The sequence below is a fragment of the Pseudomonas sp. BF-R-01 genome (genome assembly GCF_019946615.1).
Lineage (GTDB): Bacteria > Pseudomonadota > Gammaproteobacteria > Pseudomonadales > Pseudomonadaceae > Aquipseudomonas > Aquipseudomonas migulae.
Genome location: NZ_JAGYFX010000008.1, coordinates 56065 through 71947, shown reverse-complemented (window position 1 = coordinate 71947; position 15883 = coordinate 56065). Strand labels below are relative to the sequence as shown.

General features: G+C 60.7%; 14 protein-coding genes. 8 read left to right on the top strand and 6 right to left on the bottom strand.

From position 1 onward, the window contains the following. Positions 1-39: 39 nt before the first annotated feature. The 7 genes from folE2 to KGB27_RS05690 are packed head-to-tail and all read left to right on the top strand — an operon-like array spanning position 40 to position 6179. Positions 40-936, top strand: a complete 897-nt coding sequence (folE2, locus tag KGB27_RS05720) for a GTP cyclohydrolase FolE2 (protein ID WP_223553517.1) — start codon at positions 40-42, stop codon at positions 934-936. After that, positions 933-1601 (top strand): metal ABC transporter ATP-binding protein, encoded by a 669-nt coding sequence (locus KGB27_RS05715; protein ID WP_223553516.1) that lies wholly within the window; start codon positions 933-935, stop codon positions 1599-1601. The genes folE2 and KGB27_RS05715 overlap by 4 nt, the downstream gene beginning before the upstream one ends. Further along, positions 1601-2467, top strand: coding sequence for a metal ABC transporter permease (locus KGB27_RS05710; RefSeq protein ID WP_008041350.1), 867 nt, complete (start codon positions 1601-1603; stop codon positions 2465-2467). The genes KGB27_RS05715 and KGB27_RS05710 overlap by 1 nt, the downstream gene beginning before the upstream one ends. An 11-nt stretch (positions 2468-2478) precedes the next feature. Further along, complete coding sequence (locus KGB27_RS05705) at positions 2479-3354, top strand: metal ABC transporter substrate-binding protein (protein WP_207284989.1); 876 nt, start codon at positions 2479-2481, stop codon at positions 3352-3354. Then, positions 3351-3911 (top strand): DapH/DapD/GlmU-related protein, encoded by a 561-nt coding sequence (locus tag KGB27_RS05700; protein ID WP_223434130.1) that lies wholly within the window; start codon positions 3351-3353, stop codon positions 3909-3911. Before KGB27_RS05705 ends, KGB27_RS05700 begins: the two co-directional genes overlap by 4 nt. A gap of 2 nt (positions 3912-3913) precedes the next feature. Beyond that, a complete protein-coding gene (locus KGB27_RS05695) occupies positions 3914-5251 on the top strand; it encodes a dihydroorotase (RefSeq protein WP_223553514.1) in 1338 nt (445 codons plus the stop codon). A gap of 22 nt (positions 5252-5273) precedes the next feature. Continuing rightward, the gene (locus KGB27_RS05690; RefSeq protein WP_192228159.1) at positions 5274-6179 is read left to right on the top strand and encodes a His/Gly/Thr/Pro-type tRNA ligase C-terminal domain-containing protein; all 906 of its coding nucleotides are present in this window, start codon (positions 5274-5276) and stop codon (positions 6177-6179) included. A 79-nt stretch (positions 6180-6258) separates the two neighbouring features. Here the strand turns inward: KGB27_RS05690 and KGB27_RS05685 are convergent, their stop codons facing one another. After that, positions 6259-6780: a DUF3617 domain-containing protein gene (locus tag KGB27_RS05685; protein ID WP_008041357.1), complete on the bottom strand. Its 522-nt coding sequence runs from the start codon at positions 6778-6780 to the stop codon at positions 6259-6261. Positions 6781-6912: 132 nt separating this feature from the next. On the opposite strand from KGB27_RS05685, the gene cls reads away from it, so the two are divergent. Further along, complete coding sequence (gene cls / locus KGB27_RS05680; RefSeq protein WP_223553513.1) at positions 6913-8352, top strand: cardiolipin synthase; 1440 nt, start codon at positions 6913-6915, stop codon at positions 8350-8352. Here the strand turns inward: cls and cfaB are convergent. From cfaB to hflK (KGB27_RS05655), 5 genes are all read right to left on the bottom strand, one after another. Further along, on the bottom strand, positions 8349-9533 hold the full coding sequence (cfaB, locus tag KGB27_RS05675; RefSeq protein ID WP_008041360.1) for a C17 cyclopropane fatty acid synthase CfaB: 1185 nt from the start codon (positions 9531-9533) through the stop codon (positions 8349-8351). The genes cls and cfaB overlap by 4 nt on opposite strands. A 190-nt stretch (positions 9534-9723) precedes the next feature. Beyond that, positions 9724-11634: a cation-translocating P-type ATPase gene (locus KGB27_RS05670; RefSeq protein WP_223553512.1), complete on the bottom strand. Its 1911-nt coding sequence runs from the start codon at positions 11632-11634 to the stop codon at positions 9724-9726. Beyond that, a complete protein-coding gene (gene hflK / locus KGB27_RS05665) occupies positions 11631-12689 on the bottom strand; it encodes a protease modulator HflK (protein WP_008027495.1) in 1059 nt (352 codons plus the stop codon). The genes KGB27_RS05670 and hflK (KGB27_RS05665) overlap by 4 nt, the downstream gene beginning before the upstream one ends. Then, positions 12686-13726: a protease modulator HflC gene (gene hflC / locus KGB27_RS05660; RefSeq protein ID WP_032828679.1), complete on the bottom strand. Its 1041-nt coding sequence runs from the start codon at positions 13724-13726 to the stop codon at positions 12686-12688. The genes hflK (KGB27_RS05665) and hflC overlap by 4 nt, the downstream gene beginning before the upstream one ends. After that, on the bottom strand, positions 13723-15681 hold the full coding sequence (gene hflK, locus KGB27_RS05655) for a protease modulator HflK (protein ID WP_223553544.1): 1959 nt from the start codon (positions 15679-15681) through the stop codon (positions 13723-13725). The genes hflC and hflK (KGB27_RS05655) overlap by 4 nt, the downstream gene beginning before the upstream one ends. Between the last annotated feature and the right edge of the window lie 202 nt (positions 15682-15883).

Sequence of the window (15883 nt, the reverse complement as noted above, 5' to 3'; positions counted from 1 at the left end):
ACATAACATGTCGAACCGACTTCCACGATGGACCTGCTCATGAATGCGCTGACTCTGCCGGATATCGCCGCGCAGGCCTCACGCCAAGCCCTGCCACTTGAATGGGTGGGCATGTGCGGCATTGCTCTTCCAGTTTTATTCGATGGCCAGCGATTGAGCGCGAAGGCCGATGCGGGCGTGAGCCTCGATGATGGAGAAGCGCGCGGCATTCATATGTCGCGGCTGTACCTGGCGCTGGAAATGCTCGAACAGGAACGCCTGACACCCGCCCTGTTGCGGCGTGTCTTGCAGCGATTTCTTGATACCCATGAAGGTCTATCCCACAGCGCTTACCTGAACATTCACGCAGATTTACTGCTCAAACGGCCAGCGCTGATCAGTCCATTGTCCGGTTGGAAATCCTATCCAGTCAGCATCAATGCGCGTTTGAAAAACGCGATGTTCCACGTGGAACTAAACATCGACATCCCCTATTCCTCAACTTGCCCGTGTTCAGCTGCACTGGCGCGGCAGTTGATTCAGCAGCAATTCGTCGACGACTTTGCCAACCAGCCACTGCAACACGCCGATGTTTTGGCTTGGCTCGGCACCACAAAAGGCATCGTTGCCACGCCTCACAGCCAACGCAGCAATGCGCAGCTGAGGCTGCGTCTCGATGATTATCTTGATGACCTGCCACTGATTGCGCTGATCAACGACGCCGAAGCCGCACTCGGCACCGCCGTGCAAACCGCGGTAAAGCGTGCCGACGAACAAGCCTTCGCGCTGGCCAATGGTCAAAACCTGATGTTCTGCGAAGACGCCGCTCGCCGTTTGAATCTGGCGTTGAAGCGCTCCCCCGGTATCAATGCCTTCCACTTGAAAGTCGTCCACGCCGAGAGCCTGCATGCCCACGACGCCGTCGCCGAAAGCCGATGGAATTGGGAGGCCGCATGATTCGCTGCGAGGCGTTGCGCTGGGGTGCACCGGGCCAACCGCTCACGCCGCCGGTAGATTTCGAACTGAACCAAGGCAGCCTGACCGCCGTGATCGGCGCCAACGGCTCAGGCAAAAGCAGCCTGCTGAAAGTCATCGCCGGCCTGCAAAAACCACTGACCGGCAAAGTGATCCTGGATGTTCCACGCAAAGGCTCACTCTCGTTCCTCCCCCAGCAACAGAACCTCGACCGGCAATTCCCGATCAGTCTGCAAGAGTTGGTCGCCGCTGGTTTCTGGGGCAGCAAGCTTTCCCCCGAAGTCCGAAGCCAACGCCTTAAAGCCGTGCTGGAAAACTGGTGCCTGACCGGTCTGGAGCAGCGCCCATTGATGGCCCTCTCCGGCGGCGAATTGCAGCGCGCCCTGCTCGCCCGATTGAGTCTCGCCGAAGCACCCTTGCTGTTGCTCGATGAACCTCACGCCGCCCTCGACGAACTCGGTCAATCACTGCTGTGGAGAAACATCCACGCCTGGCACGCCGAAGGTCGAACCCTGGTGGTCGTGTGTCATGACCTCGCCGCCGTGCGCCAACACATTCCTCAAACGCTGCTGATCAAAAGCAGCGGCTGCATCCTCGGCTCAAGCACCGAGCTTATCCGCCAACAACCACAGACGCAGGTGGCCTGATGCTCGCCGCTGCCCATCTTTGGCAACCGTTCCACGAGTTCGTGTTCATGCGCCGGGCACTGCTCGGTGGATTGGTGTTGGCCTGCAGCACGGCACCGCTCGGGGTGTTTCTGATTCTGCGACGCATGAGTCTGATCGGCGACGCGGTCGCTCACGGCATTCTGCCCGGCGCCGCGCTCGGCTTCTGGTTCGCCGGGCTGAGCCTTCCGGCACTGACCTTCGGCGGCCTCGGTGCAGGCCTGAGCATGGCCGGGCTCGCTGCATGGATCACCCGCCGCACAGGTCTGAGAGAAGACGCGAGCCTCGCCGCAATTTACCCAATCTCCCTCGCCAGCGGCGTGCTGATCCTCGGCATCGCCGGCAAACGCCTGGACCTGCTGCACCTGCTTTTTGGCTCGGCGTTGGCGGTCGACGGTCCGACGTTGACCGGCATGTTGTGGGTCTCAGGGCTCAGCCTTATCGCCATGGCGCTCATCTACAAACCGTTGTTGCTGGACACCCTCGACCCACTGTTTCTGCAAACCGTCAGCCGTCTTGGTCCGCTGGCACACGGCGTATTCCTGACATTGGTGGTGCTGAATCTGGTGATCGGATTTCAAGCCATTGGTGCGTTGATGGTCGTCGGTCTGATGATGTTGCCCGCCGCCGCGTCGCGTTTCTGGAGTCGACGCTTGCCCGTGTTGATGGCCATCGCCGGGCTGCTCGGCTGCCTCTCGGTGTGGCTCGGCTTGTTGCTGTCGTTCTATTACTCGCTGCCCAGCGGCCCGGCGATCGTGCTGGTGGCTGGCGGCGGGTACCTGCTGTCCGTGGTGTTCGGACCGGTGCACGGCTTGCTGCGCCGCCCGCCCTTGCTCACATCCCAATGAGGTGTTTCCCGATGCGCGCTTTACTCGTGCTGTTCAGTTTGATGCTGTCGATGTCGTTGTCTGCGGCGGAAAAACTGCAGGTGGTCACCAGCTTCAGCATCCTCGCCGACATGACCCATCAGGTCGGTGGCGAACACATCCAGATCACCAACATGGTCGGCCCCGACGCCGATGCTCACACCTATGAGCCAACTCCGGACGATGCCAAGGCATTGCTCAAGGCCAGACTCATCATCAAAAACGGCTTGGGTTTCGAGCCGTGGCTGGACCGCTTGGTGACCAGCAGCGAGACCAAAGCCCCGGTCATCAGCGCGAGCCACGGCGTCATCCCACGCTCGCTGGATGAAGATGGCGAGACCGTCCCCGACCCTCACGCCTGGCACAACCTGGCGAACACCGAGCTGTACATCAGCAACATCACCAAGGCGCTGATCGCCGCCGACCCGGCGAACAAAGCCGACTATGTACGCAACAGCCAGGCCTACCTGAAACAGATCTACGCGCTGCTCGCCGAAGCCAAAGCCAAGCTCGGTTCGCTGCCACCGGGCAACCGCAAGATCGTGACGTCCCACGACGCATTCGGTTATCTCGGTCAGGCCTATGGCATCGACTTCATGGCGCCACAAGGTCTGTCCACCGAGCGCGAACCTTCCGCCGCCGAAGTCGCTGCGCTGATCACCCAGATTCGCCAGGCCAAGGTCAAAGCGGTGTTCATGGAGAACATCAAGGACGCCCGCCTGCTCAAGCAGATTGCCGATGAAAGCGGTGCACACATCGGCGGCACGCTGTACTCCGATGCGCTCGCCGCCACCGGTCCGGCGAGCACCTTCACCGGGTTGTTCGAGTACAACCTAAACACCTTGTACGAGGCTTTGAGCAAGCCATGATCCGCAAGAATCCCTCAGGTGATTTGCCGCTGATTGCGGAGTCCGCCTACGTCGATAAGACCGCGATCATCTGCGGCAAAGTGGTGATCGGCGAGAACGTTTTCGTCGGCCCCTACGCGGTGATTCGCGCGGACGAAGTCGACGCCTCGGGCGAGATGGAGCCGATCACCATTGGCGCCAACTCGAACATCCAGGACGGCGTGGTGATCCACTCCAAGTCCGGTGCGGCGGTGACGATCGGCGAGTTCAGCTCGATCGCTCACCGCTCCATCGTTCATGGACCGTGCTCCGTGGGCGACCGGGTGTTCATCGGGTTCAACAGCGTGCTGTTCAACTGCGCCGTCGGTGATGGCAGCGTGGTGCGGCACAACTCGGTGGTCGACGGTCGCGACTTGCCTGCCGACTTCTACGTGCCCTCCACCACCCGCATCGGGCCCAAGACTGACCTGTCGCAATTCCCGCCGGTGAGCGTCAGCGCCTCGGAGTTTTCCGAAGACGTGGCGCGCACCAACGTCGATCTGGTGCGTGGCTACAAAGCCCTGCAAAACGAGTTCTGACCATGAACAACGTGCTGATTCGCAATGCCCGGCTGGTGAATGAAGGACGTGAGTTTGACGGTGATCTGTTGGTCGGCCATGGTCGCATCGTCAAGATCGCGAGCAGCATCGAAGGGGAAAATGCTGCCGTCGAAATCGATGCTGACGGCCAGTGGTTGATGCCTGGAATGATCGATGATCAGGTGCACTTCCGCGATCCCGGTTCGCCCGACAAGGGCAGTTTCTACACCGAATCGCGAGCTGCGGTGGCCGGCGGCATCACCAGTTTCATGGACATGCCCAACACGAATCCGGCGACCCTGACGCTGGCAGCATTGGCCGACAAGAAGCGCCGCGCAGCAATCAATTCTGTAGCCAACTACGGTTTTCACTTCGGCGTGAGCAACGACAATCTCGACACCATCGCCGCGCTCAATCCTTGCGAAGTGGCCGGCGTAAAAGTGTTCATGGGCGCGTCCACGGGCAACATGCTGGTAGACGATCCGGTGGTTCTGGAGCGGCTATTCGCCGAGGTGCCGACGATTCTGTTGGCCCACTGCGAACACACGCCCAGCATCGACGCCAATGCGGTGAACCTGCGAGAGCTGTTCGGCGAGCACATTCCCGCAGCAGCCCATCCGCTGATCCGCAACGCCGAGGCCTGCTTCCGTTCGTCCTCGATGGCCGTGGATCTGGCCAAGCGGCATGGCACCCGGCTTCACGTGTTGCACCTGACCACCGCCCGCGAACTGGCGTTGTTCGAAGACAAGCCACTGACACAAAAACGCATTACCGCCGAAGTCTGTCTGCACCATCTGCTCTTCGACGATCGCGACTACGCAACGCTCGGCAACTTGATCAAATGCAACCCGGCGATCAAGACTCAGGCCGACCGAGACACCTTGCGCCGGGCCCTGATGAGTGATCGACTGGACGTCATCGGCAGCGATCACGCGCCTCACACCTGGGACGAAAAGCAACGTCCCTACTGCCAGGCACCGTCCGGCTTGCCATTGGTGCAACACGCCCTGCCCGCCCTGCTGGAGTTGGTGGCGGATGACGTTCTACCGATCACCACCCTTGTGGCCAAGACCAGTCACCGTGTCGCCGATCTGTTTGCGATTCCCGACCGAGGCTATTTGCGCGAAGGGTATTGGGCCGACCTGGTGTTGATCAAACCCGAACCTGGTGGCGTTGCCGTCTCCCAACAGCCGATCCTGTCTCAATGCGGCTGGACGCCCTTCGCGCAACGACGCTTTCGCCACAGCGTGAGCACTACGTTGGTATCGGGGCAAATGGCGTGGCACGACAAATGTCTTAATGACAGCTGCCAGGGTTTACCGCTACGGTTTACACGCTAGTGCAGCACTCGAGAGCACCGACATGATCCACATCACTCTGAGCGATGGTTCATTGCGTGAATACGACCAACCGTTGTCGGTGTACGAGTTCGCCGCGAGCATTGGTCCCGGGCTTGCCAAAGCAGCCGTCGCCGGCCGGGTGGACGGCGTATTGGTGGACTGTCAGTTCTTGATCGAAGCCGATGCCCGGGTCAGCATCGTCACGCCCCAAGAGCCCGATGGCCTGGAGATATTGCGCCGCTCCTGCGCATTGATGCTGGCGATGGCCGTGAAACAGCTCTATCCAAAAGCGCAATTGCAGACCGGATCGGCGCTGGGTGACGGGTTCTATTATGAGTTTGCCTTTGAACGACCGTTAAACCTGGTCGACCTTGCGGGCATCGAAACGCGCATGAAGACCCTGGCGGCGACCAATCATTCGATCCGCCGACGCGAGCCGTCACCGCGTTCCAAGTACATGGAAAAACTTGCGACCTACCTGCTCGGGGACTTCGAATGTGTGTCGATGGGCCCGCATGCGCCGGCAACCAGAGTGTTGCAGGCATTCGCGCTCGATCACATCAGCGGCCTTTCGCCACAGCGGATCTATGGCACGTGCTGGTCTTGCCAGGAGGAACTGGACGACTGGCGGGCACCGCCGCACGTGATGGTCGTGAGCATGGATGATCGCCAAACGGATTACGCACAGTGGGTGACCGAGGCCTTGCGCCGAAGCGGCGTACGCGCCCGTGCGGACCTGCGCAACGAGAAGGTCCGCCACAAGATTCGCGAACACAGCCAGCAAGTGCCGTATCTGGTGGTGATCGGGGAGAAAGAAAAAGAAGGCGGGTTTGTCAGCGTGCGCAGTCGCACCGGGGAGGATTTTGGCCGGATGGCCATTGAGGCGGTGTGTGATTGGCTGAGATCAACGGGGATTGCGGGTGTCTGAAATGACGCCTTCGCGGGCAAGCCTCGCTCCTACAGGATTCACACCGTCCCCGTAGGAGCGAGGCTTGCCCGCGAAGCTTTTAAGCCCTTGGCTTCACTGTTCCACAATCCTGCCCCAACCACACCGCGCGAGTATCAAGGCTACCCTTCTGCTGAATGCCGGTAGCGTTGAACGTGCCATTCACCTTGGTGGTGAACTCACGATCACTGAGGAATGTGGCGACACCCGCACCCTGCGCTTTCGGGCAACTGAAGCGGAATTTCCACTGGTTACCGGTGCGCTCGGTGATTTCCTGCTTGCAGCCCGATTGCGGATCCGTCAGCGGAATGTTGTCGGTCTTCACTTGCTCCGGCGTCAGGCAAGCCCGGATCCCCTTGCCGCCCATGGTGATGCCCTGCTTCTCCAGCTGCGCACGCTGTTCAGGCGTCATCTGGCTCTGTATCTGACCGAGGATCAGTTGCAGATCCGGCATGTTCTGGTCATCGACCTTCATGTTGCTCGAGGTCAATTCCCACAAACCCGGCTGCAGCATCTGCGCCTGAGCGGCCACCGGAAGTGCTAAACCTAAAGCTACGGCCAAACCCAGCAGACGAACGTTCATTGAGTAACTCCTGATCGATAGTGGCCGTTAGACGTCAGCCACGAGCTTCGGTTCATGGGCCAATTAAATAGCGACATTCTGCACGGAACATGGTCTGTTAAGCACTGAATCTTCAGGAGCAAGGCTGCCCCCATGGATTACTTTGGACCGCACATTTTCGGTTACCTGATCGCCCTGCTGCACTCGTTAGGCATGATCGCCGCCATTCATGCCGTGTTGACCGTTCGGACCGCTCAGGGCTCGATCGCCTGGGCCTTGTCGCTGCTGTTCATTCCCTACTTCACGCTCATTCCCTATCTGGTCTTCGGCCGCAGCACCTTCGATGGCTACATCAAGGCACGGCGACAGGCCAACGAGGAAATGCGCAAGGCCATCTCCGATTTGAACTGGCGCCCGTGGGTCGAAGAAGCGCTGACCGCCCGTGCCTCCAGCGCCTACGCATCATTGAGGGCGATGCCAAAACTGGGCAACATGCCCTGCCTGGCGAACAACGAAGTCAGCCTGCTGATCAACGGCCACGCCACTTTCGAGGCGATCTTCGAGGCCATCAGCCAGGCAAAGGAAGCCGTGCTGATCCAGTTTTTCATCATCCACGACGACCGTCTGGGCCAACGCCTGCAAACCTTGTTGCTGAAAAAAGCCGCCGAAGGCGTCGCCGTTTATTTACTGTACGACCGCATCGGCAGCCACTCCCTGCCCCACAGTTATGTGCAGCCGTTGCGCGATGCCGGTGTCGAGGTCAAAGCCTTCGCGACGCGTAGCGGCTGGCTCAATCGCTTTCAGGTCAACTTCCGCAACCATCGCAAGATCGTCGTGGTGGACGGCGTGTTGGGCTTCGTTGGCGGGCATAACGTAGGCGACGAATACATGGGCGAGAAACCACCCCTCGCCCCTTGGCGCGATACCCACGTGCGGGTGCGCGGGCCGGTGGTGGCGTGCATGCAGGAGTCTTTCGCCGAAGACTGGTTTTGGGCAGCGCGCTCGTTGCCGCCGTTAATACTGCCGGACGCGTATCCGGACAACGGTGTGCTCTGCCAATTGCTTGCCAGTGGGCCGGCAGATTCCTACGAAACCTGTTCGTTATTCTTCGTCGAAGCCATTCACGCGGCGACCGAACGGGTGTGGATTACCAGCCCCTACTTCATCCCCGATGAAGCGGTGTTTGCCGCCTTGAGGCTGGCGGTTCTGCGCGGCGTGGATGTGCGATTGCTGCTGCCTTCACGACCGGATCACCGCATCGTCTACGCCGCCTCCAGCCTGTATGCCTTCGAAGCCGTGCGCGCCGGTGTGCGGGTATTTCGCTACCAGCCCGGTTTCCTGCATCAGAAAGTGGTGTTGATCGACAGCGAAATCAGCGCCATCGGCAGCGCCAATATGGACAACCGCTCGTTCCGGCTGAATTTTGAAGTGATGTTGCTGACTGTCGACAGAGTGTTTGCCGGCGAGGTGGAACAGATGCTCAACGACGACTTCGACCAGGCGCATGAAGTCGCCAAAGAAGAAAGCCGGGAGACCCACCGCCTGCAACAGGTCGGCATGCGGATCGCCCGGCTTATTTCACCGATACTTTAAGGGTTGTAGATGTCGTCGCGGGTCCAGGGCAGTTCATGGCTGCCATCGGGGTGGGCTTTCACTGCGAGGATCTGGTGCAGGTTGATCCAGCCCCGGGCGAACGCATAAGCGCATCCCGCCAGGTACAGCCGCCAGATTCGCAAGGCCTGCTCCGGCACCTGCCGGGCGGCCGCTTCCAGGTTGTCCTCCAGGCGCTCGCTCCAATGGTCCAGGGTGCGCGCGTAGTGCAGGCGCAAACTCTCGACATCGACGATCTCCAGCCCCGCTTCGCTGATCTCGGCAGAGATCATCGACAGGTGCGGCAGCTCGCCGTTGGGGAACACGTATTTCTCGATGAAATCACCCGCACCGCGTCCCACCGGCCGGCCATCGGTGTGCTTGGCGGTGATGCCGTGGTTCATCACCAGGCCGCCCTCTTTCACCGCGCCGAACAGGGTTTTGCAGTACTCGGCCAGGTTCTCGTGCCCCACATGCTCGAACATGCCGACGCTGACCACTTTATCGAAGCGCCCGTCTTGAGGCAGATCGCGGTAGTCCAGCAGTTGCAGCTCGACCAGATCGTCGAGGCCTTCCTCCTTCACCCGCTCACGGGCCAGGGCCAGTTGCGCTTTGCTCAGTGTGATCCCGAAGACCTTCGCGCCAAACTCCCGCGCCGCATAGCGCGCCAAACCGCCCCAGCCACAGCCGACATCCAGCAGATACTCGCCAGGTTGCAGGCGTAGTTTGCGACACAGGTGGCGGAACTTGGCTTGCTGGGCCTGCTCAAGCGTTTCGCTGCCGGTCTCGAAATAGGCGCAGGAATACGCCATGTCACTGTCGAGCCACAGCTGATAAAACGCGTTGGACAGGTCGTAGTGATAGGAAATCGCCTTGGCGTCGGTTTCCTTGTCGTGGGCGGTGCGAACAGGCTGACTGTCGATGTCGCCCAGCAAGGCCTGACTCCATTCATCAACGACGCGGATCACCTCGCTGATGGAGCCTTCCAGCTCAAGTTTGCCCTCGACGAATGCCGCTCCGAGCGCATCGAGGCTGGGATGAGTCAACTGGGTAACCATTTGTGGGTCCTTGACCACAATCGTGACGCTGGGCGTCGGCCCCAGATTAAATTCATGGCCGTCCCAGAGTCGCAGGCGTAGCGGTAACTGCAGATTCTGTAAGGCCGGTGGAAGTTGCGCGAGCATGGAATATCCCCCTTGTTTCAGACGTCTGATGTGAGGGTAGACCATCCTTGAAAAATAGCAGGCTATCGAATTAATAGCCGTTTTCTATGATTTGCAGCGCTGGAAAAAAGCGCCGCAAAATCACAGAAGTGATTGCCCTCACACTAGATGACTGCGAATTTCGCGCACAGTTCTGAAATGTTCACATCGCTTAGACGTCATCCTTCATCTTGAGCAACGGCTCTTGGAAACGCAGCAGCCGTCCGGCGTTGCCCAATACCAGCAACGTGCTCAGGTTATGCAGCAGCGCAGCAATCATCGCCCCTGCCGCACCGAGCCAGCCGAAGGCAGCGAAAGCAACAATTGCCAGTGTCCAGCCCAGACCGATGATCACGTTGACCTGCAAGGTCTGCCGGCATTGGCGACTCAAACGTACGCAAGTGCCGAGCCGACGCAGGTCGCTGCCGATCAGCACGATGTCGGCTGAAGCCAAGGCAATATCCGCACCGCCCGCACCCATGGCGACGCCCACCACACCGGCCTTGAGTGCCAGAGAATCATTGATGCCATCGCCGACCACCATCGGCCGGAAGCCGCTGCCGATTTCTTTCAGCACACGGTTGAGTTTGTCCTCGGGCAAGGCCTGGGCTTCGACATCGCTGATCCCGACATCCAGGGCCAACGTATTCGCGACGCTTTGGCGATCGCCGGTGAGCAACAATTGCCGGCCCAATCCGAGTTCACGTAACTCACTCAAGGCAAACCGCGCTTCAGGCTTCACGCTGTCCGCGAGCAACAGCCAGGCCAGGAATTCACCGTTGAGCGCCAACCCGGCAATCGGACCATCGTGTTCGGGAACAGCAGAAGTAGCGATCGCCAATTGCGCAAACAACTCCGGTCGCCCGAGCGCCGCTTCACCCTGCTCAGTCATCGCTACCACGCCCAGGCCCTGACGTTCGTGAATGTCCGTGAGCAGCAGAAAATGTTCCTGGCTAACCAACCCGGCGAGCGCGCGACTGACCGGGTGACTGCTGGCGGAACCCAGGCTGGCAGCCAGTTTCAGCACGTGGTTGCGATCTTCCAGCGGACTGTCGATCGATTGCAGGCGCAAGGTGCCGAAGGTCAGCGTCCCGGTTTTGTCGACCACCAGCGACGTCAAATCCGCCAGCTCTTCGAGAAACGCCGAACTGCGGATCAGAATCCCGTGTCGTGCGGCAACCGCGACGCCGGCAATCGCCGTGGCCGGTGCCGACAACACCAACGCACATGGACAGGCTGCCACCAACACCGCGAGCATCGCTTGCGCATCATTGGTGATGAACCAGGTCACTGCGGCCAGCAACAACACCAGCACCATGTAGCTGCCAGCGTAGCGTTCCAGCAAACGGGTGATTGGCGGCTTGGAACGCTCGGCGCTTTGCATCAGCGCGATGACTTTACCAAGAGTCGATTCATTGCCGGTACGGGTCACTTCTATGCGCAGCAGGCCATCAAGGTTGATCGCCCCGCCGAACACCGTCATGCCGACGCCCGCCTCCACCGGCACCGACTCGCCCGTGATCGATGCGGTATCGAGACTCGCCTGACCGGAGAGCACACGACCATCGGCCGGCACCCGATCACCGGCGCGGACCTCCACGCGGTCGCCAGCCTTGAGTGTGCCGTTGTCGACTTCGACGATGGAGCCATCCGCCTGAACCTTGCGCGCATGGCTGCGTGTCAGTTTGCCGAGTGCGTGAATCGCCTCCTGGGAACCGATCACGCTGCGCTCTTCCAACACATGACCGAAGATCATGATGATCGGCAACAACGCAGCGGTCAGCAGATCGCCCGTTGCCCAGGCACCCAACATCGCCAACGCAATCAACTGATCGGTGATCCCGTGCAAGCTGGGATAACGCAGGCTGTACCAGGCCGAACGCATCACCGGCACGGCCACCAGCAACGAGGCAAAACCCAGCAGCAATTGACTGACGCCCGTCTGCTCCGGCGAGCACCAGCGCCAGATCAAACCAAGCGCCAGCAAGCCGAGCGCGAGCATGGCCAGGGTCAGTTGGCGTGCAGCGCTGCGTTGTTCGGCCGAGGACAACATGCTCGGTGCGGCGGCGGTTTGGGCGGTCATTGTGCAGCTCCCTGAATGATCAGGCGGGAATCGTCTTTCGGATTGACCGTGGTCACCGAGCCGGCCTGACCGAGGATTTTCGGCAAGCGCTCGCGGTAAATGCGCAACAGCATTTGCGGGTCGGTGCCTTGTTGTTGCGCCTTGGCCAAGCTCAATACCGTGGCCGTGTCGGCGGAGGCTTTGGCCAGCCGTTCGCTGGCTTGAGCGTGGGCGACTTGCAGCGCACGGTCGGCTTGCTCGTTGGCGGCCTGAGTGAGTTTCTCGGCTTCAGTGCGGGCATTGGCCACGGCTTTATCGGCTTGCTGACTTGCCGTCAGAACGGCGTTGAAAGCATTGACCGCAGGTCCTGGCAGACTCGACTGCACATCCACGCGCGCCACTTCGATCCCCAGTCCCTGCCCCGTTGCAGTCAATTGCGCGAGTCGTTGATTGATGCCTTGTACCAAATCCCCCCGCAGGCGCTCGCGTCTTTCCGCCGCTTGATTATCCGCGCCGATCAACTCCGGGCGCGCCACCAGGATGGTGTCCAGATCTCGTGCGGCGGTGAGTGCCACGGCGCTGCGAGTTACCAGGCGATCCAGTGCCGGCAGCACGTGTTCACCTTGAACAACGAACGCATACGGTTCGGTGACTTTGTAAAACACCCGCACATCCAATTGCACCACACCTGCGTCACCCGTCAGCAGATAACCGGAACCTGCCAGCGCATCACTGAGCGGCGTGGCGAAAGTGGCTGCTCGATCGGCCTGCAACGCGGCATCGCTGCGCAGCAGATTATCGACCCGACGCTCGATCACCCGATCCGCCGCCGGCAACAAAACCACCTGCTCGAACGGCCTCGGCCACGCCAACAGCAGACCGGCATTCTGAATGCGATCCAGCGCGCCAAAGTGCAACACCACCGCGCGATTTTGCGGGTCGATTTGCCGCACGTTGGAGAATGCCCACGCCAACGCGGCCAAGACTGTCACCGCATACAGGGCGAGAAAAGCCAATCGCCCGGCCTGAATCCAGGGGCTGCTTAACTCATTTGTTCCACGTGGAACCAAACTCATGGCTGCGATCCGGACTTGTTATCGAGTGTCGGCGGACCGTCAACCAACACCCGGAACGGCGCGGCATCGGTGCGCAGAATCAGTTTGGTGCCAGGTGTGACGATGGTGCCCAAGGTGTCGAGGGAGCGCAGCAAGTTATACAGCTGCGGCGAACCCGCGTAAGCGCGGCCGTAAATCTGTGCGGCTTCGACCCGTGATTGAGCTTCGATGTCGGCGGCTTTTACCGTGGCATCGGCCTGGACGATTCGCGCATCACGCTCGGCAGCAGAGCGAATTTGCGCTGCCTCACGTTTGCCGATGGCCGTGCGTTCGGTGGCGATTGTTTCACGCTCGGCGCGCATGCGATCGACGGTGGCGGTCAGGGTTACCGACGGCAAGGTCAATCGTTCGATGCCGACTTGCAGTACACGAACGCCATAAGTGGCGAGTAACTGCTGATCGATTTGCTGGCGCAACTGCGCTTCAAAATCAGCGATGTGTACCTGGCTGGCATCGGTGTTCACCAGATTGGCCAGATCAAAACTGCTGGCCGTGGTTTCCAGCGCCGAGCCGACGAAGGTGCGAATCTGCCGCGCCGCTTCGTCCGGCTGATTCTGCACGGCGCGCATGAAGCGCTGCACATTGTCCGGATCGCCCTGCACCTGCCACGCCACGTAAGCCTGAACGATGATGCGCAAACCGTCGCGCGTGCCCACATCCTGCAAACCACTGGACGTGGTGCGCAAACGCAAATCGACCGGAATCGCCGCTTCAAAAGGCGCGGGCCAACGCCAGCCCAGCCCCGGCTCCAGCAACACCCGCGACGGATTACCGAAGCGCGTGATCACCGTGGCTTCGCCGGAGCGCACCTGCACCAGGCTCGCGGCGGCGATGGCAAACGCCACCAGCAACGCCGCCCACCCCATGCGCCGCCACGGGAATGGACCCGCTTCCTGCGGATCGCCGTGGTGGTGATGGTGATGCCCGTGATGATGCCCGCCATGACCGTGATCGTGGCCGGCGTGATCATCGTGATCGTGAGTGTGCGACTGGCTCAATTGGCAGCTCCTGGCTGAGCAGTTTTACGCGCCGATGCAGGGTCAACCGGCAGCGTGAAAGTACGGAGGTCGATGGTCGGCGCGTTGCCGCTGCCGCCCAGACGATGATCGAGAACCAGCAACCTGGCGTTGGTCAGGCCTTGGGAGAGCTGGCTGAAATACTGTTCCAGCACGAAAGCCTGGCCCGCGCTGGCGTAGGCCTTTTGCTCGGCGCTGAATTTCAGATCGGCCGCTTGCGCAGCCGCATTGATTTCACGCGCGCTGGCCGTCGCTTGATCCCGTGCGATGCTGGCCTGCAATTGCGCCTGATTAGTGGCCTCTGCGGCTGCGCCGCGCTCACGCGAGATCAAGGCCTGCGCAGCAATTTGCGCCGCTTGCACACCGTGATAAGCGTTGGCCGCGCCGGCCGGTGGGTGAATCGCTTCAACCACAGTCGCGAGAATTTCCACGCCGCTGTCGAGTTTTTCCAGGTCCGCTTGCACCGCGCGGCCAATCTCTTCGGCGAGCCCTACCCTGTCCTCACCGAGTAGACCGTCGAGGGTACGAGACGCGAAGTCGTGCACCAGAATCCGGCTGGCGGTGCTGCGGATCAGTGCCGGCACGTTGGCGCTGTTGTACGTCGCGGCCAACGCCGCTTGATCCGTGAGGCCGATGCGATAGACAAAACGCACGTCCATGTTGACGATCTGGAAGCTCTGTTTGTCGGCGCGACTGCTGGCAATCACCTGAGACTTGTCGTTCACGTGGCTGGCGTCCCACAAGCGATTGGCCGTCGCCGGCGCCGGACCTTCAGCCGGTTCAGCCACAATCGGCGCCGTCGCTTCGCCAACACTGGTGGCCAACTCGTGGACCACGCCGTTCTCGACACTCAACACTCGACCCAGAGGCCACGGCAGACCTGCGTGCAAACCGGGGCCGAAGACCTCAACCGGTTTGCCGAAACGCTCATAGATGCCCCGCCCTTGCAGGGAAATTTCGTGAATGCCGGTGAGCGACCAACCGACCAGTGCCACCACCGCCAGCACCGGAACGAATGCCCGGCGCATGTAAGTGAAGGCCCAGATCTGTCGTAGATCGATGCCGAAGCGGTTATGTAATTCGTGTTGCAGCGCCAGCAACGGTTGGGGCGGCCAGCGCAGCATGTCGGCGACGAAGCTTCGCGCCAGCAACGCAGGTTCGAGTTGTTCACGCTGCGGACTGAACAGTGACAACACCGCGCGTAGCAGCAGTTCGACCGCGACCAGACCCGGCAGCAGGCCAATCAGTACAGCCAGACGTACCGGCCAAACCGACGCTTCGCTGCCCAACAACAGGCACAGCGCGCTCAGCACAAGACAGATGATTGCCACGCGCGTCAGCTGCGCAAGCGAACCTGCTTCGGGCCACTGGGCCACGTTTTCCTGGGCAAGTTGCCGCTCCAGCACCAGCAAACCGAAGGCCAGCAGTAACGACAATGCCGCCGCGACACTCGCGGAAAAACCGAGCGCAGCGGGAGGCAGGGCCAGGTTCCAGACTTGATTGATGCTGAACACTACCAGCAGCGCCCAAGCGCCAAGCCACAGCGTCGAGGCGCCGATCTGCGCCAGCAGCCGCAACCATCGCTGGCTGATCCGCTCCAGCAGCCGTTCATACCAGCCCTCCGGCGGTGATTCAGCGACGGCTTCCACAGGGAGCATCGCAGGGTTCATCGCCCTTTCACGCCACTGCGTCACCCACCACGCCGATTGCAGCCCGGCGACCAGCACCAGCAAACCGGCGCTCTGATTGACCAGCACCGCAGGCCAAAGCGACTGCGGTGCAAACAGCCCGACGAAAAACGCCAGCACCCAGCCTGCCCCTGCGAGCGCGCCAAGGCCGATTGCCAACTGCCGCAATCGCCGCCCTTGAAAGACTGCCTGCTGAAAGCGCGGTAGCCCGGCTACCGTTGCGCCCTCAATCTCGAGATCGACTTGCATACCACCCCAGTGATTTTCTTTGCTCACGTCGCAATTCGTTACGATATAACGAAAGCCGTGAAATTTTCGTACTAAATCTCTTTATCTAAAGACGCTCAACCTGTCGCTTGGCTGAAGCCTTGACCGAAAGGCGTGGCTGCGCACATATTACGCTCGTAATTTTATTCAGGAACTACGTTTATCCAGCCCGATTCCCATCCAA